The organism is Pantoea sp. CFCC18179 (genome assembly GCF_059412405.1).
In genome coordinates, this window is sequence record NZ_JBNBPM010000003.1 from 192,925 (window position 1) to 216,213 (window position 23,289).

26 protein-coding genes are annotated in these 23,289 nt (G+C 54.9%); 6 read left to right on the forward strand and 20 right to left on the reverse strand.

Translation table 11 applies throughout. From position 1 onward, the window contains the following. Both ahr and ACPUC7_RS08515 read right to left on the reverse strand, forming a co-directional pair. The gene (gene ahr / locus ACPUC7_RS08510) at positions 1–1,017 is read right to left on the reverse strand and encodes an NADPH-dependent aldehyde reductase Ahr (protein ID WP_343552967.1); all 1,017 of its coding nucleotides are present in this window, start codon (positions 1,015–1,017) and stop codon (positions 1–3) included. A gap of 122 nt (positions 1,018–1,139) precedes the next feature. After that, a complete protein-coding gene (locus ACPUC7_RS08515; RefSeq protein WP_494922565.1) occupies positions 1,140–1,409 on the reverse strand; it encodes a hypothetical protein in 270 nt (89 codons plus the stop codon). Between the two features lie 280 nt (positions 1,410–1,689). On the opposite strand from ACPUC7_RS08515, the gene ACPUC7_RS08520 reads away from it, so the two are divergent. The 3 genes from ACPUC7_RS08520 (at position 1,690) to ACPUC7_RS08530 (ending at position 4,047) form a co-directional block, all read left to right on the forward strand. Then, positions 1,690–2,250 carry a thioredoxin gene (locus ACPUC7_RS08520; RefSeq protein ID WP_494922566.1) on the forward strand — a complete coding sequence of 187 codons (561 nt, stop codon included), beginning with the start codon at positions 1,690–1,692 and terminating at the stop codon, positions 2,248–2,250. Positions 2,251–2,365: 115 nt separating this feature from the next. Beyond that, entirely contained in the window at positions 2,366–3,289 is a 924-nt protein-coding gene (locus ACPUC7_RS08525; RefSeq protein WP_494922567.1) for an extracellular solute-binding protein, read from the forward strand. Then, positions 3,289–4,047, forward strand: a complete 759-nt coding sequence (locus tag ACPUC7_RS08530) for a molybdate ABC transporter permease subunit (protein ID WP_494922568.1) — start codon at positions 3,289–3,291, stop codon at positions 4,045–4,047. Before ACPUC7_RS08525 ends, ACPUC7_RS08530 begins: the two co-directional genes overlap by 1 nt. Before the next feature lie 86 nt (positions 4,048–4,133). On the opposite strand, the gene ACPUC7_RS08535 is transcribed toward ACPUC7_RS08530, so the two are convergent. The 9 genes from ACPUC7_RS08535 to ACPUC7_RS08575 form a co-directional block, all read right to left on the reverse strand. Further along, the gene (locus ACPUC7_RS08535) at positions 4,134–4,607 is read right to left on the reverse strand and encodes a GlcG/HbpS family heme-binding protein (RefSeq protein WP_494922569.1); all 474 of its coding nucleotides are present in this window, start codon (positions 4,605–4,607) and stop codon (positions 4,134–4,136) included. An 86-nt stretch (positions 4,608–4,693) separates the two neighbouring features. Then, complete coding sequence (locus tag ACPUC7_RS08540) at positions 4,694–5,305, reverse strand: response regulator transcription factor (RefSeq protein ID WP_343552973.1); 612 nt, start codon at positions 5,303–5,305, stop codon at positions 4,694–4,696. A 4-nt stretch (positions 5,306–5,309) separates the two neighbouring features. After that, on the reverse strand, positions 5,310–6,641 hold the full coding sequence (locus ACPUC7_RS08545; RefSeq protein ID WP_494922570.1) for a sensor histidine kinase: 1,332 nt from the start codon (positions 6,639–6,641) through the stop codon (positions 5,310–5,312). A gap of 93 nt (positions 6,642–6,734) precedes the next feature. After that, positions 6,735–7,511: an ABC transporter ATP-binding protein gene (locus ACPUC7_RS08550; RefSeq protein ID WP_494922571.1), complete on the reverse strand. Its 777-nt coding sequence runs from the start codon at positions 7,509–7,511 to the stop codon at positions 6,735–6,737. Further along, positions 7,508–8,194, reverse strand: coding sequence for an ABC transporter permease (locus ACPUC7_RS08555; RefSeq protein ID WP_343552976.1), 687 nt, complete (start codon positions 8,192–8,194; stop codon positions 7,508–7,510). The genes ACPUC7_RS08550 and ACPUC7_RS08555 overlap by 4 nt, the downstream gene beginning before the upstream one ends. 9 nt (positions 8,195–8,203) lie before the next feature. Next, a complete protein-coding gene (locus ACPUC7_RS08560; protein ID WP_494922572.1) occupies positions 8,204–8,923 on the reverse strand; it encodes an ABC transporter permease in 720 nt (239 codons plus the stop codon). Positions 8,924–8,935: 12 nt separating this feature from the next. Continuing rightward, positions 8,936–9,775 carry a transporter substrate-binding domain-containing protein gene (locus tag ACPUC7_RS08565; RefSeq protein ID WP_494922573.1) on the reverse strand — a complete coding sequence of 280 codons (840 nt, stop codon included), beginning with the start codon at positions 9,773–9,775 and terminating at the stop codon, positions 8,936–8,938. Positions 9,776–9,796: 21 nt separating this feature from the next. After that, entirely contained in the window at positions 9,797–10,984 is a 1,188-nt protein-coding gene (locus tag ACPUC7_RS08570; RefSeq protein ID WP_494922574.1) for a M20 metallopeptidase family protein, read from the reverse strand. 264 nt (positions 10,985–11,248) lie between these two features. Then, the gene (locus ACPUC7_RS08575; RefSeq protein ID WP_494922575.1) at positions 11,249–12,136 is read right to left on the reverse strand and encodes a LysR substrate-binding domain-containing protein; all 888 of its coding nucleotides are present in this window, start codon (positions 12,134–12,136) and stop codon (positions 11,249–11,251) included. A 105-nt stretch (positions 12,137–12,241) separates the two neighbouring features. Between ACPUC7_RS08575 and ACPUC7_RS08580 the strand changes: the two genes are divergently transcribed. Further along, complete coding sequence (locus tag ACPUC7_RS08580; RefSeq protein WP_494922576.1) at positions 12,242–12,946, forward strand: SDR family oxidoreductase; 705 nt, start codon at positions 12,242–12,244, stop codon at positions 12,944–12,946. 203 nt (positions 12,947–13,149) lie between these two features. Next, positions 13,150–13,281, forward strand: a complete 132-nt coding sequence (locus tag ACPUC7_RS08585) for a hypothetical protein (RefSeq protein ID WP_343552982.1) — start codon at positions 13,150–13,152, stop codon at positions 13,279–13,281. Between the two features lies 1 nt (position 13,282). On the opposite strand, the gene ACPUC7_RS08590 is transcribed toward ACPUC7_RS08585, so the two are convergent. Then, positions 13,283–14,209, reverse strand: a complete 927-nt coding sequence (locus tag ACPUC7_RS08590) for an AraC family transcriptional regulator (RefSeq protein WP_494922577.1) — start codon at positions 14,207–14,209, stop codon at positions 13,283–13,285. 158 nt (positions 14,210–14,367) lie between these two features. Between ACPUC7_RS08590 and ACPUC7_RS08595 the strand changes: the two genes are divergently transcribed. Beyond that, entirely contained in the window at positions 14,368–15,099 is a 732-nt protein-coding gene (locus ACPUC7_RS08595; RefSeq protein WP_494922578.1) for an SDR family oxidoreductase, read from the forward strand. A gap of 55 nt (positions 15,100–15,154) precedes the next feature. On the opposite strand, the gene ACPUC7_RS08600 is transcribed toward ACPUC7_RS08595, so the two are convergent. The 8 genes from ACPUC7_RS08600 to ACPUC7_RS08635 form a co-directional block, all read right to left on the reverse strand. Further along, positions 15,155–15,850: a DJ-1/PfpI family protein gene (locus ACPUC7_RS08600; protein WP_494922579.1), complete on the reverse strand. Its 696-nt coding sequence runs from the start codon at positions 15,848–15,850 to the stop codon at positions 15,155–15,157. Between the two features lie 62 nt (positions 15,851–15,912). Beyond that, positions 15,913–17,439, reverse strand: coding sequence for a sodium:solute symporter family protein (locus ACPUC7_RS08605; protein ID WP_494922580.1), 1,527 nt, complete (start codon positions 17,437–17,439; stop codon positions 15,913–15,915). Beyond that, positions 17,436–17,705, reverse strand: a complete 270-nt coding sequence (locus ACPUC7_RS08610) for a hypothetical protein (RefSeq protein ID WP_343552988.1) — start codon at positions 17,703–17,705, stop codon at positions 17,436–17,438. The genes ACPUC7_RS08605 and ACPUC7_RS08610 overlap by 4 nt, the downstream gene beginning before the upstream one ends. Before the next feature lie 154 nt (positions 17,706–17,859). Next, entirely contained in the window at positions 17,860–18,798 is a 939-nt protein-coding gene (locus tag ACPUC7_RS08615) for a phosphotransferase (RefSeq protein ID WP_494922581.1), read from the reverse strand. Further along, positions 18,795–19,730 carry a phosphotransferase gene (locus ACPUC7_RS08620; RefSeq protein ID WP_494922582.1) on the reverse strand — a complete coding sequence of 312 codons (936 nt, stop codon included), beginning with the start codon at positions 19,728–19,730 and terminating at the stop codon, positions 18,795–18,797. The genes ACPUC7_RS08615 and ACPUC7_RS08620 overlap by 4 nt, the downstream gene beginning before the upstream one ends. Next, complete coding sequence (locus ACPUC7_RS08625; RefSeq protein WP_494922583.1) at positions 19,727–21,016, reverse strand: M20 family metallo-hydrolase; 1,290 nt, start codon at positions 21,014–21,016, stop codon at positions 19,727–19,729. Before ACPUC7_RS08625 ends, ACPUC7_RS08620 begins: the two co-directional genes overlap by 4 nt. After that, the gene (locus tag ACPUC7_RS08630) at positions 20,955–21,752 is read right to left on the reverse strand and encodes a DeoR/GlpR family DNA-binding transcription regulator (RefSeq protein ID WP_343552992.1); all 798 of its coding nucleotides are present in this window, start codon (positions 21,750–21,752) and stop codon (positions 20,955–20,957) included. The genes ACPUC7_RS08625 and ACPUC7_RS08630 overlap by 62 nt, the downstream gene beginning before the upstream one ends. Positions 21,753–21,788: 36 nt before the next feature. Next, entirely contained in the window at positions 21,789–23,216 is a 1,428-nt protein-coding gene (locus ACPUC7_RS08635) for an amidase (protein ID WP_494922584.1), read from the reverse strand. Between the last annotated feature and the right edge of the window lie 73 nt (positions 23,217–23,289).

The following is a 23,289-nucleotide window of genomic DNA, read 5'->3' on the forward strand; positions in this document are numbered from 1 at the left end:
TCAGAAATCGGCCTTCAACACCACGCGGTAATTGGCTTTACCGGCGCGAACGTGTTCCAGCGCATCATTGATTTTCGACATCGGGAACTCTTCCACATGCGGAGCGATATCCGCACGCGATGCCAGTTTCATCAGTGAACGCAGCTGGCCTGGCGAACCGGTAGATGAACCGGTTACCGCGCGATCGCCCATAATCAGGCTAAATGCTGGCACTTCGAACGGCTTCATTACTGCGCCAACGGTGTGGAATTTACCGTGTGGTGCCAGCGCCGAGAAGTACGGCTGCCAATCAAGATCGACCGCGACGGTGCTGATAATCAGATCAAACTGGCCTGCCAGCGCGTTCAGCGCCTGCGGATCGCGGCTATTGACCACACGGTCAGCGCCCATCGCTTTGATCGATTCGGTTTTGCTGGCGTTTGAGCTGAATGCGGTGACTTCGGCACCCATCGCGCGCAACAGTTTGATCGCCATGTGGCCCAAACCACCGATACCAATCACGCCGACACGGCTGGTGGCGGTGACATGATGCATCAACAACGGTTTGAACACGGTGATGCCGCCGCACAGCAGCGGACCGGCTGAGGTGATATCCATGCTTTCTGGCAGTGGAATCACCCATTGCCAATCGGCACGCAGATGGCTGGCGAAACCGCCTTTGTTCATGATGGTTGGCACGGAACCGTTTTCGCAGTTGACCTGCTCACCGTTGATACACGCGTTACAGTGCTGGCAGCTTTTGGCAGTCCAGCCGATACCGACGCGCTGACCCACTTTCAAACCTTTGTCCTGCGCCGCATCGCCCAGTGCGCTGATGCGACCAATCACTTCGTGACCGGCAATCACAGGAAACGAGGAAATGCCCCATTCGTTATCAATCATGGAAAGATCAGAGTGGCACACTCCGCAGTAATCGACCTCAACTTGCACCTCTTCAGCCGCCAGTGGACCGGCCTCATATTCGTAAGGCACCAGCGCTTCACCCGCATTCAAGGCGGCATAACTTTTGATTTTCATTACTGTCCTCTGTATCAACGTTTTTGACTCGGCAAGTCTAGCAGAGCGAGTTTTACAGCCTTGCAGATAAATCCGTCAGTTAGCCGCTTTTGCACGCCAGAACTGACGAAAAGCATTCAACGTTAAAGCACATCATGATTGAGCGGCGTGCGCCAGGCGAGGCGCGCCTCTTCAAGCAACTGGCTGGCGGTGACGGTGGGCGGTAAACGCATCAGCACTTTGCTCGCCTGCCAATAGCACAACACCATGAGCTCATCGGATTCGCTTTCCGCCAGCTCCATCAGGCGACCACGCAATGCAGGCACATCCAGCGTTTGTTGTTCATCCATCATTTCAGCGATGGTTTCACTGAGCACCTGACGGATGATTTTCCAGGAGAGATTGGCAAACACATTGAACCTCGTTACTTAACGTTTGGCTCCAGGCAAATGAATCAAAACGTGCGGCATCGGCAGCACTCAAAAAGTTAAAATAACTATAGTCGCTTATTTTCTGCACAACGGCGTGGCACGGGGAATTTCTTGTAGCTCGCGGATCTATAACCTGATTTTTCTTTCCACACATTTTCGCCCGCCGAATGGCCTTGTAACAAAAAAGCATAAGCCGACGCTGGCTGTCGCGGCGGCGCTTTGCCACAGTAAGGCAACTTTTATCCGTCCACAGGGAATTACCATGAGCCAATCCACTGCATTACATGCCGATCCGCTGGTTTGGGGCCACGGCCCAAAGGTGTTTGAAGTGTTTCTTGAGCCGACTTGCCCGTTCTCAGTGCGTGCGTTCAATAAGCTCGATGCGCTGCTGAAGTTGGTTGGCGAAGAGAAGATGACGCTGAAAATTCGTTTGCAATCACAGCCCTGGCATATGTATTCCGGCGTGATTGTGCGTTATATCCTCGCCGCCTCCACCTTGCCCGCAGGCAAAGCCGCGGCGAAAAAGGTGTTGCAGGCGGTCGCCGATCATCGTGAAGAGTTTGAATTCACCGATCACAGCCACGGCCCGAATATGGATGCGACGCCAAACCACATCCTCGATCGCCTGGAAAAATACAGCGGGGTAAACGCGCGCGAGGCTTTCCTGCGTGCCGAGCTGCAAAACGAGATCAAATGGCACAGCAAATATTCGCGGCAGAACGGCATTCACGTCTCGCCGACCTTTATTACCAACGGCTTAGTGCAATTGGACATCGGCAGCGGCGATGACATTGAATCCTGGGCGCAGCGCATCCTCGCTTAACAGTTTCAGCCCGCTGCGGCGGGCTTTTGGTATGATTTCGCAACAGATTTTTGCTTGCACCGCCGCATCGAATTCCGATAATCGTTATCTACCTAATTATACAGCGAGAAAGGGAATGCGTTTTTCACACCTCACCGCGCTGCTGCTCACCGCTGGCGCCGGTTTTAGTCTGCATGCACAAGCCAATACCGATATCCGTGTCACTTATGCCGGTTCAATGGGCAAAGTCATGGATCAATCTTTAGGTCCAGCGTTTGCTAAACAAAACAACGGCAGCTATGAAGGTCAGGGCCAGGGCGCATATGGCATGGCGCGTTTGCTCGCCAGCAAAAAAATTACTGCCGATGTGTTTGTTTCCATCACGCCGGGACCGATGCAAATTCTGAAAGATGCCGGATTAATTGACGATGCGGTGCCGGTTGCCAGTACCAGCATGGTGGTGGCATATAGCCCGAAAGGAAAATATGCGCAGCAGTTCGCGCAGGCCAAAGGCAGTGATGCCAGCTGGCTGAAGGTGCTGGCGACGCCGGGCCTGAAGTTTGGTCGTACCGATCCGATCAACGATCCGAAAGGACAAAACATCGTCTTTACCCTGCTGCTGGCCGAGAAGTATTACCACCAGCCAGGCATCGCCGACAAGATTATGGGCGGCTATCAAAATCCGGCACAAACCCATTTGGAAGGCGGTTTGTTGGCGCGACTGGAGAGTGGCCAAGTCGATGCCGCTGCCGGTTATGAGAGCGAAGTGATCTCCGCACACTTGCCGTATGTGGCGCTGCCTGACGAGATTAATCTGAGCAATCCGGCGATGTCGAAACAGTGGTACGACACGGTGAGTTTCAGCGTGAAAGACAGCGCAGGTAAAGACAAGGTGCTGCACACGCAGCCATTGGTTTACTACGCCGCCGTGCTGAAGAATGCACCACACGGTACCGCAGCGGGCAAAGCGTTTGTCGATTTCATGCTGAGCCAGCCGGGTCAGGCGCTGTTTAAACAAAATGGTTACGCTGCGCCGAAAGGCGATTCGATCTACCCATAATGCGCTACCGTCACGCCACCGCGTTGTGGCTGTCACTGCCAGCACTGTTGATGCTGGCAGTGCCGTTTATCACGCTGATTGGTGTCACTAACTGGCAGCATTTGCAGTTGGCGTGGGGCGACAGCCATGCCATCGCCACCTCATTAGGTTTAGGCGGCATTGCGCTGCTGCTGATTTTTATCACAGGGCTGCCGGTCGCGTGGTGGCTTTCACGCGCCAACGGTCGGGCACGATTCGTTGTCGAATTGCTGGTGATGATCCCGCTGCTGACGCCGCCGCTGGCGATGGGTATTTTGCTGGTGAGCGCTTACGGCCCGTATAGCGTGCCGGGCGAGTTGCTGAGCAAGTTTGGTTGGACGCTGGTGAATAATCCCGCCGCTTTTATTCTGGCGCAATGGTATGGCGCGCTGCCCTACTTCATCACCACAGCCCGTTCTGCGTTTGCCACGGTGCCAAAGGATATTTTGGACGTGGGCAGTACGCTGGGCGCGTCATCGTGGCAATGCTTTTGGCGCTTATCGCTGCCGATTGCCGCGCCAGGTTTGGCTACGGCCAGCGCATTAGCGTGGGCGCGCGCGATGGGCGAATTTGGCATTGTGATGATTTTTGCTTACTTCCCGCAGGGCATGCCGGTGCAGTTGTACAACAATCTGCAAAACAACGGCATTGATTCAGTGTATGTGCTGTTGTGGTTGTTGCTGCTGTTTACCTTGCCGCTGCCGCTGGTGTGTTTCGCGCTGTCGCGACACAAGTCGTAATACGCAAATGGGTCACCATAAATGGCGACCCTACGGATTGCATGGTTTTGTAGGGTCGCCATTTATGGTGACCGCCACTCAAACGCTTACTGCATCACCTTCAACGCATCCATCGCGCAGGCTTCATCCAAATTACCGGCCGGTGCGCCACCGATACCCATCGCGCCAATCACCTGATCGCCGCTTTTCACCGGCACGCCGCCCGCCAACAACAGGTAGCCTGGAATATCACGCATGTTCTGCGCACCGGCATTACTCTGCGCCGCTTCCATCACTTTGCCACTGGTGTTTTTGCTGCTCAACGCGGTAAACGCCTTCATGCGGCTGGCTTCGATGGTGTGCGGACCGGCGTTATCCATGCGCTGCACCGCTTTCACCAAACCGGCGCGATCCACCACGGTGACCGTCACGTTGTAGTTTTTAGCCGCGCAGGATTGAATCGCCGCGCTAGCCAGTTTCTGTGCATCAGCCAGTGAAAGGTTAGTTTCAGTTAATGCCGCGTGGCTGCCGAAAGAGACGAACGCCGCCGCAGCGGCAATCAGGGAAAGGCGAATGTTCATGTGTCACTCCTTGAATTAGTTGAGTGACACTTTATCTAGCCGAAGGGAAAAGAAATATTCGGAGGATTACGCGTGCGACCAGGTAGTTATACCTGGTTCAACTGCTGCCACGCGTGAATCAGTTGCGCGAGGTTGCTCAACTCCAGCTTGGCAAACACCGCTGCGCGATGCGCCTCAACGGTGCGCGGCGACAGCGAAAGATCCCGCGCGATCTCTTTGCTGGTTTGCCCGGCAATCATCAACTGCATCACTTCATTTTCTCTCGATGACAATAGGGCAAAACGCGCCTGCAAACCCTGTTGCGACTGCCAGCGCTGCGCACGCTGCTCGCTCTCATTCATTGCTTGATGAAGAGTTTCCAGCAGCGGTTCGATATCCAATGGTTTGGTGTAGAACTCAAATGCGCCCTGACGAAACGCGCGGCGACAGGCTTCGATAGTTCCATGTCCGGTCATGATGATCACCGGCAGCAGCGGATGACGATCGCCCTGCTCCGCCAGCCAGCTTAATCCGCTAATGCCTGGCATGCGTACATCCAACAATAAGCAACCTTGCAGCGGCTCCTGCGCCTGAGTCGCCGCTTCGAAAGTGGCTAAATCAGCAAAATCCTCGACGTCGTAATCCAACGTTTTCAGCAAAAAACCGAGCGATTCCCGTACGGATAAATCATCATCCACTAACCAAACCTTTGCGCCCATTCCGTTACTCCGCCAGTTGGAAAATTAAGGTGATTTCCGCGCCACCTGCCGCGCGGTTTGCCAGCCGCAGCTGGCCGTTCATGCGTAACATCAAGCTCTCGACCAAAGTCATGCCTAATCCCATGCTGTTGGCGCGCGAGCTGTAAAACGGCATGCAAGCCTGCGCTAATCCTTCCGCAGTGAAGCCTGGGCCGTTATCGCTAATGATGATTTTGATGCCGTGCGGCACGTGTTCCGAGGCAATTTTCACCCACGCATCGGGCCGTCCTTGCTGCATGTGAATGGCGTTTTGCAGCACGTTATGGAACACCTGTTCCAGCCATTGTGGATCGCTCAGCACCTGCGCCTGGTCATGCTGAAATTTCTGCCGCAGTTCAATATCGCCATCATCCAATTCCTGTTGCAGCAGCACCGTGACGCGTCGCCACACAACTTCCGGGCTGACGGCGCTCATCGCCACCGGACGCTCGCTGACGATATCGCGAAAGCGCTGGAGCAAGCCGGCAAGCCGTTCGGTTTGCAGGTTCATAGCATTCAGCGCCTGCGGCAAATTCTCGTGCTTGCCCTGCTTCAACAGTAACTGGCTGCTGTGCAACCAGGTGTTAATGGCGGTCAACGGCTGATTGATTTCGTGGATGATACCCGCGGTGAACTCACCGAGGTCTTCACGCCGCGTGCGCTGGAAATAGTCGGCACGCAGCCGCATCTCGACATGTCGCCGCCAATGCAGCAGCAACCACCAGCCGAGCACGCCGATCACCAGCCACACCACTAACGCCAGCGTGAACGGCAACACATGCAGCGCACGCCAATCGGGATCAGCGCTGCCCTTAAGTAAAAACGGTTGATAGTGATTGATAAAGGGCCGTTGCCATTGCCAGCGCGCATTTTCAGAATAGGCCGCCGACTGAATCGCAGGCGGCGCGTGGATATGAAAAGCCAGCGCCAGCGCAACGTCAGCGCTTTGCAACGCAAAATGCAGATCCACCAGCATGCGAATTTGGCGATAAGGATTGTAAAGCCAGTAACGGCCGCCGCTGACTTCTTCAAAACGCGGCGCGGTGAGCGGGCGATTTACCGTGCGCTCCAGCATCACCAGTTGCGGGAATTTGCCTTGCAGCGTCAGCAGATCTTCATCACCGGAAAGCAGCGGCAGCAGGGTTTCGTTCTGCGTTTGGTAAGTGGCGATGCGATTAAATTGCTCGTGAAAGTTAGCTTCGCTTGCCTGTTGCTGCTGTAAAATTTGATCGGCAAATAACGCAATCAAGGTGATCAGCGTTAACAGTAGCCAGACCAGCCAATACCTTTTCATCCATGGGCGGTAAGTGTGCGGCATCGTTTTCCATCGCTCTACAGTGAAAAAAACCCTCCGTTCAGGGAGGGCGATTTTTCCACAATTTAGCCGGGAAAACCATTAGCACTAATCTGGTTAGCTGTTGCGCTGCAAGTGACTGCTAACAAAGGCGCGACAACGGTCCGAGATCGGATCGCTAAACACTTGCTGCGGCGAGCCGGCTTCCTCAACTTTGCCCTGATGCAAGAACACCGCTTTGTTTGAAACGTCGCGCGCGAAGCCCATTTCATGGGTAACGATAATCATGGTGCGTCCCTCCTCCGCCAGGCTGCGGATAACGCGCAACACTTCGCCGACCAATTCAGGATCAAGCGCCGACGTCGGTTCATCAAACAGAATCGCTTTCGGCTGCTGCGCCAGCGCGCGCGCAATCGCCACACGTTGTTGCTGTCCGCCTGAAAGCTGCGACGGCCATGCGTTACGTTTCTCGTAAAGCCCGACTTTGTGCAACAGCGCTTCCGCCTCTTCAATCGCCTCCTTGCTGCTGCGCTTCTGCACGTGAATTGGCGCTTCGATGATGTTTTGCAGCACGGTTTTGTGCGGCCACAAATTGAAACTCTGGAACACGAAGCCCAGTTGCATACGCATCAATTTGATACTGCGTTGTTGTTCACGGCTGAGCTTTTCATCAGGATTATCAATCGTCACCACTTCATCGCCGACGGTGATTTCCCCGCCCTGCGGCACCTCCAAAAATGGAATGCAGCGCAGCAACGTACTTTTGCCCGATCCGCTGGCGCCGATCAGCGAAATCACATCGCCATCCTGCGCCGTCAGGCTGATGTCGTGCAGCACTTCATGCCCGCTATAACTTTTTCTGAGGTGGCTCAGGGCGATAGTGGGTTTACTCATGAACGTGCTCCAACGTGATAAGGGGATAAACGGCGCTCCAGCAGCGCCACCGCTTTACTCACCAACACGGTCAGCAGCAGATAGATAATCGCCGCGCTGATAAACACCTCGAGCGCGCGGAAGGTTTCGGAAACAATCGAATCGGCGATGCCGGTCATTTCCATCAAGCTGATGGTGCTGACCAGCGAAGTGGCTTTGATCATCGAGATGATTTCATTGCTGTACGCGGGTAGCGCCTGACGCACCGCCAGCGGCAGCGTAATGCGGCGTAGCGTGGTGAAACGCGACATGCCGCTGACCTTGGCGGCTTCCAGCGACTGCACGCTAACGGCATTTAGCCCACCGCGCAAAATTTCTGAGGTGTATGCCGCGTCGTTGAGAATCAACGCAATTAAACCGCACCAGTACGGATCGCGCAGCAGCGGCCACAGCACGCTTTCACGCACCGCGGGCAAGCTGCCGAGACCGTAATAAATCATGAAAATCTGAATCAGCAGCGGCGTACCGCGAAATACCCAAACGTAGAAACGGGTGACATAGCTGCCAACACGATTTTGCCGTAACAGATTCAGCAGCAACGCCAGCACGCCGCCGCCCAGCAGCGATAACAACGCTAAATTGAGCGTCAGCGGCAAGCCGCGCAGCAATGCCGACAAGGTGTGTTGCAGAAAAGTGATATCCATCGTGGCTCCTTACAACCGCGCGCGTTGTTGCCCGCGCATGGCCACTTTTTCCACATAGCGGAAAACAAAATCGGAACAGGTGGTGATGATCAGGTAGATCACCGCGCCAACGCTGTAGAAAAAGAACGGCATTTGCGTTGAGTTCGAGGCGGTAGAAATCTGGTTCATGGTTTCCACCAAACCGGTGACCGAAACCAGCGCCGACTCCTTGATCACCGATTGCCACTGATTGCCCATGCCCGGCAGCGCGGTTTTCAACGCTTGCGGCACAATCATGCGGCGGAACAGCATCAGGCGTCCCATGCCGGTCACCGTTGCGGCTTCCAGCGTGCCTTTGGGGATCGCGTAAAATGCACCACGGAACACGCTGCTTTGATACGCGCCCGAAATCAGGCCAATGGCAATCGCCCCGGCGACAAAGCCGTTCACATCGAACGGGCCTTGCAATCCCAGCGCTTCGCCAACAAACGAAACCACCTGGCGTCCACCAAAGTAAAACAGGTAGATCACCAATAGCTCTGGCACGCCACGAAACAGCGTGATGTAGCCATTGGCGAGGCGCTGTTGCCAGCGCGCGCCGCCAATTTGCATCCAACACAATACGCTGCCGAGCACCGCGCCCAGCAGCCATGCACACAATGAAACCGTGACGGTGACCGTGGCGGCGTTAAGCAACACGCCACCCCAGCCTTCATCACCAAAACCTAAAAGTTGCCAATCAATAGCCATAAGCGTCCAGCATTACTCCGCAGGCGCGACGTTTTCGCCGAACCATTTTTCTGACAGCTGCTTCAGCGTGCCATCTTTGATCATGGAATTGATCGCGTTATCCAGCGCCGCTTTCAGCTCAGGATTGTTCTTCTGCACCGCGATAGCTGAGCCCTGGCCCAACACGCCGCCGGAGAAACCGTAGCCGGTACTGTTAACGCTATCCGCATGCTTTTTCACGTAAGCATTGAGGTTGGTGCGCGAGGCCATCACCGCATCCACACGGCCATTCAGCAAATCCGCGAAGGTTTCTGGACCGGCTTGATAAGTGCGGATAGTGGCAACGTCGGCCAGATATTTGTTGAGGAAGTCGGCCTGAATGGTGGCTACCTGCACGGCGATGGTTTTGCCTTTGAATTTCTCTTTCAGTGCGTCAATGGCTTTGCTCATATCGGCGTCATTCGCGACCTGCACCACTTCGCCATCGCCCGGCAAAGTATCCACCGCGCTCTTTTTCAACGTCACGAAACCGGAAACGCTCACGGTGTACTGGCGCGAGAAATCCACCACTTCTTCACGTTTAGGCGTGACGGTGACCGCATCAATCACCGCGTCGTATTTGCCATCAACCAAACCTGGAATCAGCCCCGACCATTTCTGCGCCACGATTTCATATTTGAAACCGGCACGCTTAGCGATTTCAGCCACCATATCCGGCTCATAACCCACGATTTTGCCGTTCGGCGTGGATTGGTTAAACGGAGGATAAGCCGCTTCGGTGGCGAATTTCAGGGTGCCAAAATCTTTTGCCTGAACCAGAGCGGAAGAAGCCAGTAATAAACCAGCAGCAAACAGTGCTTTACGCATCATCATGAAACCTCAGAGTTCGTTATTTTAAGAGAGTAAATCAATGGCTATGCGGGCAAGCGCCTGCGTGCCAGCATCGATACTGCGTTCGTCGGGTTGATAATCCGAGTTGTGCAAATGGTCGTCGCGGCCCGGCGTGCCGGAACCAATATGGATTTGGCAACCCGGCGCGCGTTCGGTAAACAGCGAAAAATCTTCGGCACCAAAACTGGCGCTGGGTTTGGCGATAATCGCTTTACCGAATTGATGCGACAAAATCGGTTCCAGCGCATCGATCAGCGCGTCGTCGTTCATCAGCGGCGGCACGCCAAGTTGATAATTAACGTCAATACGCGTGTTCAATGACAGCGCTACGCCCGCGCAAATACGCTTAAACGCCGCTTCGATCAGCTTGCGGACGTCAGGCGATTTGGTACGCACCGTGCCCTGGATCAGGCAACTGTCAGAAATGATGTTGTGCGTGCTGCCGCCATGAATATGGCCGATGGTTAGCACCGCCGAATCAGCTGGATCCAGCTCGCGTGAAATAATGGTTTGCAGCTGATTGATCAAATTCACCGCGGCAATAATCGGATCGACGCCCATGTGCGGGCGCGCCGCATGGGCCGATTTGCCGTGCACAATCACATCAAAATCATCGCTCGATGCGGTGCTAGCGCCGCGTGTCAGGGCAACCTCTCCTGCCGCCAGCTCAGGTTTGTTGTGCAGCGTAATGGCGAGATCAACGCCGTCCGCCGCGCCATCGGCAATCATCGCTTCGGCACCGCTTTCAGGGGTTTCTTCGGCTGGCTGGAAAATCAGGCGCAGCGTGCCATGCAGTTGCGCACGGTAGTGCGGCACAATCGCTGCCACGCCGAGCAGCGTTGCCGTGTGAATATCGTGGCCGCAGGCGTGCATTTTGCCGGGATATTGGCTGCTGAACGGCAAGCCGGTTTGTTCATGAATTGGCAGCGCATCCATGTCAGCGCGCAACAGCACGGTTTTACCCGGATGATCGCCGACGATGTCCACCATCACGCCGGTGCGACCGACGCCGGTTTTTGGCGTCAAACCTAAACGCAGCAGCTCTTGCTCAACGATGTTGGCGGTACGAATGGTGTCGAAACCCAGCTCCGGATGCGCGTGGATGTCACGGCGAATGGCGATGAGGTGCGCTTGCAGGCTTTCACTTTTGGCGCTGATGTCCCTGGCTAAAACATCTTTATGATCGGTCATGTTTGCAATGATCTTTCTCAGGCAGAGCCTGGCCTTTATGGCATTTTTATTAAAATTGACTCCGTATTTATTCACAGCATCCAGCAGATTGCAACGCGCAATCCTTTTGGTTACTTGCTGAATTTTCGCAAGAATTTTCTAATTCACTGCCTGAGCAGGATAAAAAGCCAGTTCTGCATCGTTAGGCAGTTATAACATTCATGATCCACGGTGGATCATCAGATTTATTGATGTCAAAAATGGCGGTCACCATCAATCGCGACCCTACGAAACCTGGCACATTAGCCAATCACGTACGGCGATCACCGCTGCTGGCTCACGCGGACGGCGCGGCCAAACCAAATACCATCCAGCATCCACTTCCATCTGCTGTGTAAACGCCGGAACTAAACGCCCGCTGGCGAGATCGTTCTGCACAAAATGCGGGCTGGTGAGCGCCATGCCCTGCCCGCTGATCGCCGCTTCCAGCGCCAGCGCAGTTTGGTTGAAGCGTAAATGATGCGGATGATGCAGCGACTGACCTGGGAAGATAAAAGAGAGAAACGCCGGCCACAGATGATGCCCATCGTGGAGCAAGGCGTAGCGCTGGCAATGTGCCTTGTCACGCGGATCGCCGTGTTCTGCCAATAATGTTGGGCTGATCACCGCCAGCAGCGATTGTCTGAACAGCAAGGTCGCATCCAATCCCACGCCAAACGGCGGCCGCCCGTAACGCACCGCTAAATCGACGCCTTCATGATGAAACTGCACCAAACGCTCGGAAGCCAGCACGCGCAGATCGATCTCCGGCCATGCGGCGGTGAAACTGGGTAAACGTGGCAGCATCCAGCGGCTGGCAAATGTGGGCGTAACGCTGAGTGTCAGGCGATTAGGCTCCGGGCGCAGCGTGCGCGTGGCTTCATCGATCAATTCAAACGCCTGGCGAATACTCACGGCATAGCCCGCGCCTGCGCCGGTCAACGCCAATGTACGCGGCAAACGCTCAAACAGTTTCAGCCCGAGGCTGGCCTCCAATCCGCGGATCTGCTGCGCCACCGCGCCTTGCGTTACTCCCAATTCCTCGGCCGCCAACCGGAAGTTGAGATGGCGCGTGACCGCTTCGAACACCTTCAACGCATTGAGGGGTGGCAGATCGTTAAATCCCTGGCTCATCCTATAGTTTTCCTACTGTCAATTGGCAAACAGACTGACTCTCTGTTGCTGAAATTACCTTTTATACTGGCTTAAATCGAATAAAATTGATGAGGAATGGACGAAATGACAGTAGAAAAAGTCGCAGTAATCGTTGCTGGTGGCAGCGGAATGGGCGCAGCAGCGGCAGAGAAGTTAGCCAGCGAAGGTTATAAAGTGGCGATCCTCTCTTCTTCCGGCAAAGGCGAAGCGTTAGCGCAACGTTTGGGCGGATTGGGCGTGACGGGTTCAAATCAGTCGGTCGCAGATTTGCAGAACCTGGTTGATCAAACGATGGCGCGCTGGGGCCGTATTGATGTGTTGGTCAACAGTGCGGGTCACGGCCCGCGCGCACCGATTCTCGAATTGAGCGACGAGCAATGGCAGCTCGGCATGGAAACCTATTTGTTGAACGTGATTCGCGCCACGCGTCTGGTCACGCCCATCATGCAGCAGCAAGGTGGCGGCAGCATCATCAACATCTCTTCGGCATGGACTTTCGAACCGACCGATATGTTCCCAACGTCAGCGGTGTTTCGCGCCGGTTTAGCGTCGTTCAGTAAAATCTTCGCCGATACCTACGCCGCCGATAACATTCGCATCAATAACGTCTTGCCTGGCTGGATCGATAGTTTGCCGAAAACCGATCAGCGTCGTGACAGCGTGCCGCTGCAACGTTACGGCACAGCAGAAGAAGTCGCGGCCACCATCGCCTTCCTGGCTTCACCGGGCGCAGCCTACATCACCGCCCAGAATATTCGCGTCGATGGCGGCGTCACACGCAGCGTGTAACGGAAATTTCCTACCTGAGAGCTAAGCGTAAATCAGTGCCACGCTTAGCTTTATTGTTTGTAATGTTTATTTTTTAAACGAAAAAACAAGACCGGTCTTGTCGATTACAACCCCTCAAATCGTCAGAATGTTCGCATTCCACTGACAGCACTTTCTTACTTCGCTCAGTGAACTCCCTTTAAACATTTTAACTTGAGGTTACTATGCAAACGATTTTACGTACTCGTATCTCTGCGCTGTTCACCACCGAACGCCACCAGGTTTGGCAGCTGATGTTCGCAGGCTGTGCTGCATTTTGGATCTTGCTGATCGTTGCCGTAATGGGCATTCGCTAAGTTAATGCGCCTGTAATTGGCCGGATAATTGCTCCGGCGGTAATAACTCAAACGCTCGCTTCATCACTCGCGCCTCTTCCGCAGGACTGCGACCAAACATCCGTTTGAACTCACGATTAAACTGCGAATCGCTTTCATAGCCCACGCGTGCCGCCGCTCCGGCGGCAGTGAGATTATCGCGAATCATCATTAAACGTGCCTGATGCAGACGTAACGATTTAACATATTGAATCGGCGAGGTTTGCGTGACGGTTTTGAAATGCAAATGAAAACGCGGCACACTCATACCGGCTTCATTCGCCAAATGCGGCACATCTAACGGCAAGCGCCAGTCAGCATGGATGCGCTGTAAAGCCCGCGCGATACGCCCAAAATGACCTTGGTAGGTTAACGCCGCCCGCACCGCTCCGCCCTGCTCGCCCATCAATACACGAAAACAGATCTCCTCAACGCGCGCTGGCCCCAACACTTTGGCTTCGAGCGGATCGCTCAACGCTTCTAATAATCGCAAAGTACTTTCCGCCAACGACTCATTGACCGGCGTGGAGATAATCCCGGCTGGTGGCAACGCCGTTTCTACATCAACCAATTGCGCCACCAGCCGCGCGACCATGGTGGCATCCAAACGCACGGCAATTCCCAGCAACGGTTCTTCCGAGGTCGCTTCTGTTTCGGCGGAAAACGGCAGCGGCACCGATAACACCAAATAGTGTTGCGCATCGTAGCGATACATTTTGTCGGCGAGGAAAGCGCGTTTCGAACCCTGACAAATAATGATGATGCTCGGTTCATACAGCACCGGCGTGCGCGCCCATTGGCGATCGGCCCGCATAAAACGCACGCTATCGAGCAATGATTCGGTATAGCCTTCCTGACGCGCCAGCTGACTGAGTAACGCGCAGGTTCGTTGTTGCACGGTTTGCGACATGATGACGTTCCCGGAGAGATTCAGGCAAAGCATAGCCTTAATAATGAAATCCGCACAACTGCGGCGAGAGGATCAGGCAATCATGCGCCACAATCCGGTCTGTTGCGTTTTTCGACAAACATCAACAATAGCCTCGTCAACTCAACGAGGAATTAATTATGTCTACCGCAAGCAAAGTGATTATTTTAACTGGTGCCAGCAGCGGCATCGGCGAAGGCATTGCCCGTTTACTGGCGGCTGAAGGCCACAAATTGCTACTGGGCGCGCGCCGCACCGATCGTCTTTCCGCACTGTGCGATGAACTGCGCTTTAACGGCGCCGAGGTGGATTATCTCGCCACCGACGTAACCCGAAAAGCCGACACGCAGCAGCTGGCGGATTTCGCGCTGGAGAAATATGGTCGCATTGATGTGATGATCAACAACGCAGGTGTGATGCCGCTGTCGCCAATGAGTTCGCTGAAAGTGGATGAGTGGGATTTGATGCTCGACGTCAACGTTCGTGGCGTGTTGTACGGCATCGCAGCGGTGTTACCGACCATGCAAACACAGCAATTCGGCCATATCATTAATATCGCCTCGATTGGTGCGCTGGCGGTTTCGCCTACCGCCGCCGTGTATTGCGCCACCAAGTTTGCGGTGCGCGCCATTTCGGATGGATTGCGTCAGGAGTCGCGCCAGCTACGCGTTACGGTGATCAATCCAGGCGTAGTGGAATCGGAACTCGCCGACACCATCAGCGACAGTGTGGCGCGCGAAGCGATGAAGAGTTATCGCCAGATCGCACTCAAGCCAGAAGCGATTGCGAAAGCAGTCAGTTGGGCCATCGATCAGCCTGGCGAAGTTGACGTCAATGAAATCACCATGCGTCCTACGGCCAGCGCACATTGATAATGAATAGGTGGCGATTTCAGGCTGAAATCGCCAGCTCTTTGGCGTGGGATCTTCAGTGTTTAAGCCGATCTGCGGCCATTTCAGTGGCTAAACGTCGCCGGGCGATAAAGTCACTCATTTGCAGTTTTGCCTGGGCTAAACGTTCTCCAGAAGCAGTACGCGGAGAACCCGAATTGAATGGCGGAGCGGGATCATATTCCATTTGCAGTTGAATATTTTCCGCTACGTCGCGACCAAACAATGTTGCAGCCACGGTTAAAGCAAAGTCGATGCCCGACGTCACACCCGCGCCGGTAATACGATTGCGATCACGCACCACGCGTTCCGCAACCGGCGTAGCGCCTAGTAAGCTCAATTGATCTAACGATCCCCAATGCGACGTCGCACGATATCCCTGCAACAATCCCGCCGCACCTAAAACCAAAGAGCCGGTACACACCGATGTTACCCATTGCGCGTTTTCCGCCATGTGGCGTACAAAATCCAGGGTTTCGATATCATCCATCAACGCAATTTGTCCGGGACCGCCGGGAATGCAGATTAAATCGAGTTGAGGACATTCTTGGAACGTCATGGTAGGCACGATCGCCATACCCCGATCCGATATCACCGGTTGGCGATCTTTCCAAATCAGGTAATTGTTGACGTTGGGCATGCGGGCAAACACTTCCCACGGGCCGGTGAGATCGAGTTGCGTTAGGTTGGGAAACAGCAGAAAACCGATATTCAGTGGTGAGGTGGCGGCCATGATAAGCTCCAGCAGCAATCAGAGCGTTATCATGGCCTTGCTTGTAATTTGAACGCAACGAATTAATTCAGAATCGGTTTCGTCGCCGGTTGTTTTACGCCATCAGCCAGTGCAAACAAAGCCTCGACGCGCTCTTTCTCTTTAGCGTCCACTGGAATCAGTAAACCGCACACCACAAATACTGCGACGTTACCCGCCAAACCCACAATGCCGCTGGTGAGCGATCCCAGCGCCGGGATGTCGTCCGGGTAGAACACCGTCAGCACGATGGCGATCACAATGCCGGTCATCATGCCCATCAATGCGCCTTGCTTATTACCAAAGCGGCTGAAGATGCCGAAGAACAGCGGCACCGCTAACTGAATGATGCCTTGATACGAGATCTGCGCCAGCAATTGCAGTCGTGAATAGTTGAAAGTGAAATACGCCAACAGTGCTGCGGCGACGATAAACACCACCATGCCGGATTTCGCTAATACCGTTAACTGACGATCGCTACGCGGTTTGTTCCAGGTCGCGAGGTCGTTGGCGAATTGCGTGCCACACACCTGTACGCAACCATCGACGTGACCGATACTCGCTGCCAAAACGATCACCAGCGCTATCGCCAGCAACCACGGGCCGCCTTGATCAAACAGCGCGGTAAAGAAACCGTTTTGTGGATTGGCTTGCACATTGGCGTCCTGGCTCACGGCGGTGGCGAACAACATCAGGATGGCGTAGAAACCGCCGACCAGCAGGATGGTCAACAATGTGCCCTTCTTCACCGCACGAATGCCGCTGGCGGTGTAGATGCGCTGGAAACTCATCGGCCAACACATCGAACCGATCACGCCAGTGAAAATCAGGCTGAACATGTACCACGGACCATAATGCGAGCCTTCTGCGCCTGGGATTTGCAGCATTGCCGGTGGCAGCGTGGCGAGTTGTCCATAGCTGTGATCGCCGGTGAACAGCAAGATCACACAAACTAACGCACCCAAGCCGTAAGCGATGATGCCCTGATACATATCGGTCATGATCAGCCCGCGCATACCCATGCTAACGGTCCAATATTGGCGTACCAGAATCAGCAGCACACCCGCGATCAAGCAAGTGGTGACGCCCCAGCGACCAAAGCTGGCGAACTCCACCAACAGCGCCAATGCCTGAATCCCCATTACCACCCACGGGAATACGCAGATGATGCCGATGATCGATGCCACGCGTTTCACTGCCGGGCTGTTAAAGCGCATGCCCAGCAGATCGGGTTGTGTTGTGAGGTTGAAATGCTGGCCCCATTTCCACGCGCGGCGCGCCATCAAATACATTGCGGTGACGCCTAGCGTTGAATAGACCGCGCCATAAAAACCAATCACGCCGCTGACTGATAACGCAAAGAAAGCGGTGAACGTTGCGCCCGGCCACCAGGAGTTGGTGTAACTCATGGCGATGTACCACGGACCGTAAGAACGTCCGCCAACGGCATAATCAGAAAACGAGGTGCTTTTACGATTGGTGGCGTAAAGGACGGCGATCATGATCGCCAGAAACAGCCCAATCATGCCAAAGGTGATTAAGTAATGCGGTTCTGCTGCGCTGATTTTCATGATACTTCCTCATCTTGCGGAATTTCACCAAATGCACACTCCGCGAGGTACATCACCCACAATCCAATACCAAGAAATACGGCGATAGCCAGCCAGTAAATAATCGGTAGTGGAATCCCCAGAAATAGTGCACTGCTGCCACTTACGCTTAAATAAAGTGGCGGACAGAGCGCTAGCAGTAATAACGCCAGCAGGTATATGGAAAAGATTTTATTTTTAATGCTAATGCGGGCGCGCAGTTGTTGCCCGATGACCATCGAACTCATAGCGATTTCCTCAACGTTTATTTATGGTATGCGCACTCCATTACCTGCTGAAAAACAGCCTCTCCCCGGTGGTAAAAATCTTTATTTGCCTATTAATCACAGGTCACCATAAATGGCGACCCTACGAACGCGGGTATGACGTGGCCTTGGCCAATTACACTGCACGCAGCCAATTCTCCCAATCGGGATGATTTAATACGCTGCGGGCGCGTAAATTCTTCCATGCACCGTATTTAGAAAAATCAAAATCAATATCGGCGACGTTATGTTGAATAATCGCCCACGTTGACCACTTCATATCGGCGAGATATTTATGAATTTGTACGCGTGCAAATAATGCGTTATCCACCTTGCCGAAATAATCCTCTAATAATTCCAATTCAATTTGCGGCGTGAAAAACATTTCGCCAAACCACAAAGCTAATTCATAACAACGATCGTTATTCGAGGCATATTCAAAATCCACCAGCCGAATATCATTGTCGGCGTTGAGCATGAAATTACCAGCGAGGGTATCGTTCATGCACGGCACCAAATCCAGCCCGGCGGCTTCCAATGCGTGTTGTGCGCGTTGAGCCTGTTTGTGCAACCATGCCGCATCCGCTGAGAACGGCACCTTCAATGCGGTGACTTGCTCAATGTGTTCATTCAGCATGTCGAACACGGTTTTGCTCTGCTGCAACAATGGTTGATCGTTAAAGCTTTTCAGCCCGTGCAATGCGCGATGACGAATCGCCTGCTGCTGGAAATCAAGATTCGATGACGCACGCCAGCCATCAATGAACTCGAACACTTCCACGCCCAACTCGCGCAGATAGGCCACAACCGGTACGCCGAAGCCGGTTTCTGCCGCTTTAAGGCTGGCTTCGTGTGCGGTATCGCGATTGATAAAGCGCTCGGTGCCTGCGCCGGGAACTTTGACGAAGTAATCACAGGGCGCGCCTTCGACCTCCACACGCCAGTTGGCATTGGAAATGCCGCCGCTGACCGGACGGTAACGCACCGCTCTGCCCTGCCACGTAGACATCGCGGCAATCGCTTTTTCGACGCGCTGTTCCTGCACGCTTTGTGCTTCTCCTGGCATTTTGCTCATCGTGACGCCTCCGCAGTCAGGCTTAACCATCGTTCAAATCGCGCATCGCTGGCACTTTGACGGCAGCGCAGCAGCATCCACTGTCCCAGCTTGGCAAATTCCAAACCGCGCGGGCTGGTGCAGCCATTCAGCATGCCCCACAGCGTCCAGTGATAATCGTCCACCAGCGCATACAAGCGGCAACGCGCCACGTCGGCTTCGCTGCAAGTGCCGCGCCATGCGCGAATCGCATCACGCCAGCGATCGTCCGTTGGCAATTGTTCATGAATCAGTGTGGCGATATCGTGCCAGGCATCGCCTTGCGCGGCATAATCGAAATCCAGCATTTGCCATTCGCCGCGGCTGTTGATCATCCAGTTGCTGGCAATGTTGTCGCCGTGGATCAGCACCGGTTCAAACGGCGCGCTGTTCAACGCTTGCCAGGCCAAATCGACGCATTCGCCCAGCCAGTGCAGTTCGTCGGGCAAGCTCACCTTGTGCAGTGCGATTTGCTGGCGCAGCTGCAACATATCGTGCTGGCGAGTTTGCGCAGGCAGCGGCAAACCCGATTGGTGCAATTTATCCAGCGTGCGCGTCAAGGCGCCAAAGTGTTGCGGATCGCGGAAGGTTTCCAGCTTAGCCCAGCGATAATCAGCATCCAGCGCGGCGAAGATCAGCACGTTTAATTCCGTATCCACATGCAGCAGCGAGGGTGCAATGCCCAATTCTCCCGCCTGGCGACTGATTTCCGCGCTGCGAGCAAAATCGATCAACGCTTTTTGATCATCAAAAAGCACTTTTGCGTAGTAGCGCACGCCCGCAGCGGCAAGATGAAAACCGGCCCATTCGGTGGCGAGACGATGCGGCGAAGCGACGCCAGCAGTACCTGCCTGAACCTCAAATTGCTGCGCCGGTTGCCAGCGTGCCAAAGCCTGTTGTAAACGGCTGATCATGATGTTTCCTCCAACGCGTGCGGAGACAAACAGAGTTCACTTAACAGCGCCATCAGCAGATCCAAACCGCGATGCAGATCCTGCTCGGCGGTAAATTCCTGCTCGTTATGCGACAAGCCATTGACACTCGGCACAAACAGCAGCGCGCTCGGGCAGACATAACTCAGGCTGATGGCATCGTGGCCTGCCACGGTGCGCATCGGCATGGCGCTCAATCCCAGCTTTTGTGCCTGCGCCAGCGCCAACTGACTTAAGCCGTGATGCAATTGCTGGCGTGGCCGCAATTGGGCGCGATCAAGGCTGACATCAGTTGCGGTTTGCTGGGCGATCTCCAGCAACTGCTGGCTGAAGCTGTCGCGCAGTTGCTGCAACAGCGCTTCATCAGCCGACCTAAATTCGATAAATACCGTGGCTTCACGCGTCACCACGTTGGGTGAATTCGGTGCGGTTTCGAGACGGCCAACCGAGGTGTGCAGCACTTCGCCGTAGCGTTCTGCGGCGGCGCGCACCGCAACGATGGTTTGTGCTGCCGCCAAAAGCGCATCGCGGCGGCGCGGCATTAATGCAGGCCCGGTATGATTTTGCTCACCGCGAAACGTCACTTGCCACTTCAGCGCTGCCCAGGTTTCTGTCACCACGCCGATTTGCATATTCTGCTGTTCGAGATGCGGCCCTTGTTCAACGTGCAGTTCAAGGTAAGCCGCCAGTGGCAATGCAGGTAAGGCTTCGCCGCAATAGCCAATGCTGTGCAATGCACTTTGCAAAGTCACACCATCGCTATCTTCACACGCCAACGCTTGCGCTAATGTCATCGCGCCAGTAAACACCGAACTGCCGGTTAAGCTGGGCTGGAAACGCGCGCCCTCTTCATTGGTCCAGTTCACCACCGCCAGATTGCGTTGCGCCGCGTCAGGTAATTCGCGCAACTGGCGCACCAATGCGGCGATGGTGGCAGCTGCGCCGGTTACGCCATACGCGCCGTCAAAGCGTCCCCCCAACGGTTGGCTATCGAGATGTGAACCGCACAGAATCCACGGCGCACCTTCGCGCAACGTCATCAAACCAAAAATATTACCAATCTCATCAATGCGAATGCTGAAACCCTGCTGCGCTAGCCAGCTACAAAACGCATCGCGCATCTGCTTATCAGCGGCTGACGCAGTAAGGCGATGTAATCCCCCCGCTTGCGTTGCACCGATACTGCTGCTCAGCGCGAACAGCGCATCAAACGCCTGATAATCTTGTGGTGTCATCCGCGGCGTTGCCGGGATGGAGGATGTTGACATGGGCATTCTCCAGACTCGCTACAAAAGCTGCCGCGGGAAGCGCATTGGTCACTAAGGTGTCAACCGCGCTGAACGGCAGCGTATTCACAAACGTTCGCAGTCCAAATTTGCCTTCATCCGCCAGAATCACACTCTGACGACAGTGCGTGCTCAGCACGCGCCGCAATAACGCCTCCGGCTCTTCGTAGTCCATAAACCCGTTTTCCCGATCCACTGCGCCAATGCCCATAAAAGCGATGTCGTAGTGAAACTGCCGGGCAAACTCCAGCGTATGGGGGCCAATCAGTGCGTTATCATTTCGCCGAACGCGCCCTGGTGTTAGCGTCACAGCGTTCTCGCTTTGTTGCGTTAACAACGCGGCGATATCCATCGAATTGGTAATAATCTTCAAGCGCGAAAAGCGCGTTAACTGCTGCGCCAGCGCCAGCGTTGAGGTGCCGGTATCGAGGAACAGCGCCATGCCCTCCTCCACCAGTTCGCTGGCTAACTGTCCAATGCGGACTTTGGCGCGCGGTTTGATGCGGCTGCGAATTTGCAGCGGCTGTTCTTCACTGGCGACCGGCAAGATGGCGCCGCCGTGCACGCGTCTTAACACGCCTTGTTCTTCGAGATACTTCAAATCCCGGCGAATCGTCTCTTCCGACACCACGAAGGTTTGCGCCAGCTCGTTGACGCGTACCCGTTTGTCGTGACTCAGAATCCTTTTGATCTCATCGAGGCGCGGCTGATTGATCATGTTTGTCCTTATTTTCGGTCACCCTAAATGGCGACCCTACGAATTTGGCGGGCGATGGTGATCCCACGGCATTAAGGCTTCCAGCGCGGCGCAGAATTGCAGCACATCGCCTTCGGCATAACGTCGGCCAATCACCTGTAATCCCACCGGCAAACCTTCTGGCGTAAAGCCGCATGGAATGGTCGCCGCCGGGTTGCCACTCAAATTAAACGGCCAGGTAAACGGCGTCCAGCGCGCCCACTCCACGCCGCTGTCGCCTGTTGGCTGCGATTCCGGGACATGACGGTCGGCAGCAAACGGCAGAATCGGCAGCGTTGGCATAATCAGTAAATCGATTTCGTCAAACAGCGCATGTACCTGATTGGCAAACGCCGCACGCTGTTTTTGCGCCGCGAGGTAATCGGCTAAATCCAGACGCTGCGCCCGTTCGATTAACGCGGCGAAGCCAGGATCGAGTTGGTCCAACTGCTGCTTGAGTGCTGCGCCGTACGCCACGCCGCGTCCGCCGCTCCACAACGTATCAAAAGTGTCGAATGGCGATTGCCACGTCAGCGGTTTTACCGTCAGTGTCACCGGCAAAGCGTGAGCAATTTGCTCAACTGCCTGCTCAACGCATGCGGCAATACGCGGGTCCACCGGCGTATTAAACAGCGTTGGGCTGTAATGCACGCGCAGCGGCGCAAGTGGCGCATCGCAACGTTCCAGCCAGGATTCTTTTTTGGCCGGCAGCGCTTGATGATCGCGCGCGTCGGGGCCAGAAAGCAGATCGAACAGCAGCGCGCTATCGCGTACGGTGCGTGTCATCGGCCCAGCATGGCTAAGCATTTCGGTCGCTGACCACGGCCAGGTGGGGATGCGACCCAGCGAGGCTTTGAGCGCGAAGATGCCGCAGAACGCACCGGGAATGCGCACCGATCCGCCGCCGTCCGATCCCAACGCCGCTGGCACCATGCGTGCCGCAACACTTATTGCCGATCCTGAACTGGAGCCGCCGCTGGTTAGCGCCGTATCCCACGGATTGCGACCGTGACCAAAAACGCGCGAATAGCTCGAACCGGTCCAGCCAAATTCGGTGGTAGCGGTTTTGCCAATGATGATGGCGCCCGCTTGCTTGAGTCGCGCGATGATCGGCGCATCGCTATCTGGCACGTTATCCAGCGAGGTCAGCGAACCTTTGGTGGTGCGCAATCCGGCGGTGGAGAACAGATCTTTGATGCCAAATGGCACGCCATGCAACGGGCCGCGTAGTTGACCTTGCTGACGTTCCGCATCGCAGCAGCGCGCCTCTTCTAATGCTTGTTGATCATAAACATCGCCAAACGCATTCAATGTGGGATTGTGGGTTTTGATGTTTTTCAGGCAACTTGCCACCAAAGCTTCGCTGCTGAGTTCGCCCGAACGAATTTGCTGTGCCGCGCTCAGCACATCGGGCATTTCCTGCGGTATTACACGTTCAACCGACATCGCCACATCCTGCTTTATTGCTTGACTGTGGAATGATAGTGGCAAGGCTTGTTGCCCGAATCAAGACCAGTAA

Coding starts and splice junctions, on each gene's coding strand:
- ACPUC7_RS08535 (WP_494922569.1), bottom strand. CDS start 4,607: ATGAACATTCGCCTTTCCCTGATTGCCGCTGCGGCGGCGTTCGTCTCT.
- ACPUC7_RS08610 (WP_343552988.1), bottom strand. CDS start 17,705: ATGAGTTCGATGGTCATCGGGCAACAACTGCGCGCCCGCATTAGCATT.
- ACPUC7_RS08590 (WP_494922577.1), bottom strand. CDS start 14,209: ATGTCGCAAACCGTGCAACAACGAACCTGCGCGTTACTCAGTCAGCTG.
- ACPUC7_RS08565 (WP_494922573.1), bottom strand. CDS start 9,775: ATGATGATGCGTAAAGCACTGTTTGCTGCTGGTTTATTACTGGCTTCT.
- ACPUC7_RS08520 (WP_494922566.1), top strand. CDS start 1,690: ATGAGCCAATCCACTGCATTACATGCCGATCCGCTGGTTTGGGGCCAC.
- ACPUC7_RS08635 (WP_494922584.1), bottom strand. CDS start 23,216: ATGTCGGTTGAACGTGTAATACCGCAGGAAATGCCCGATGTGCTGAGC.
- ahr (WP_343552967.1), bottom strand. CDS start 1,017: ATGAAAATCAAAAGTTATGCCGCCTTGAATGCGGGTGAAGCGCTGGTG.
- ACPUC7_RS08525 (WP_494922567.1), top strand. CDS start 2,366: ATGCGTTTTTCACACCTCACCGCGCTGCTGCTCACCGCTGGCGCCGGT.
- ACPUC7_RS08550 (WP_494922571.1), bottom strand. CDS start 7,511: ATGAGTAAACCCACTATCGCCCTGAGCCACCTCAGAAAAAGTTATAGC.
- ACPUC7_RS08595 (WP_494922578.1), top strand. CDS start 14,368: ATGTCTACCGCAAGCAAAGTGATTATTTTAACTGGTGCCAGCAGCGGC.
- ACPUC7_RS08540 (WP_343552973.1), bottom strand. CDS start 5,305: ATGGGCGCAAAGGTTTGGTTAGTGGATGATGATTTATCCGTACGGGAA.
- ACPUC7_RS08630 (WP_343552992.1), bottom strand. CDS start 21,752: ATGATCAATCAGCCGCGCCTCGATGAGATCAAAAGGATTCTGAGTCAC.
- ACPUC7_RS08530 (WP_494922568.1), top strand. CDS start 3,289: ATGCGCTACCGTCACGCCACCGCGTTGTGGCTGTCACTGCCAGCACTG.
- ACPUC7_RS08545 (WP_494922570.1), bottom strand. CDS start 6,641: ATGCCGCACACTTACCGCCCATGGATGAAAAGGTATTGGCTGGTCTGG.
- ACPUC7_RS08625 (WP_494922583.1), bottom strand. CDS start 21,016: ATGTCAACATCCTCCATCCCGGCAACGCCGCGGATGACACCACAAGAT.
- ACPUC7_RS08620 (WP_494922582.1), bottom strand. CDS start 19,730: ATGATCAGCCGTTTACAACAGGCTTTGGCACGCTGGCAACCGGCGCAG.
- ACPUC7_RS08575 (WP_494922575.1), bottom strand. CDS start 12,136: ATGAGCCAGGGATTTAACGATCTGCCACCCCTCAATGCGTTGAAGGTG.
- ACPUC7_RS08580 (WP_494922576.1), top strand. CDS start 12,242: ATGACAGTAGAAAAAGTCGCAGTAATCGTTGCTGGTGGCAGCGGAATG.
- ACPUC7_RS08560 (WP_494922572.1), bottom strand. CDS start 8,923: ATGGCTATTGATTGGCAACTTTTAGGTTTTGGTGATGAAGGCTGGGGT.
- ACPUC7_RS08615 (WP_494922581.1), bottom strand. CDS start 18,798: ATGAGCAAAATGCCAGGAGAAGCACAAAGCGTGCAGGAACAGCGCGTC.
- ACPUC7_RS08555 (WP_343552976.1), bottom strand. CDS start 8,194: ATGGATATCACTTTTCTGCAACACACCTTGTCGGCATTGCTGCGCGGC.
- ACPUC7_RS08605 (WP_494922580.1), bottom strand. CDS start 17,439: ATGAAAATCAGCGCAGCAGAACCGCATTACTTAATCACCTTTGGCATG.
- ACPUC7_RS08585 (WP_343552982.1), top strand. CDS start 13,150: ATGCAAACGATTTTACGTACTCGTATCTCTGCGCTGTTCACCACCGAA.
- ACPUC7_RS08570 (WP_494922574.1), bottom strand. CDS start 10,984: ATGACCGATCATAAAGATGTTTTAGCCAGGGACATCAGCGCCAAAAGT.
- ACPUC7_RS08600 (WP_494922579.1), bottom strand. CDS start 15,850: ATGGCCGCCACCTCACCACTGAATATCGGTTTTCTGCTGTTTCCCAAC.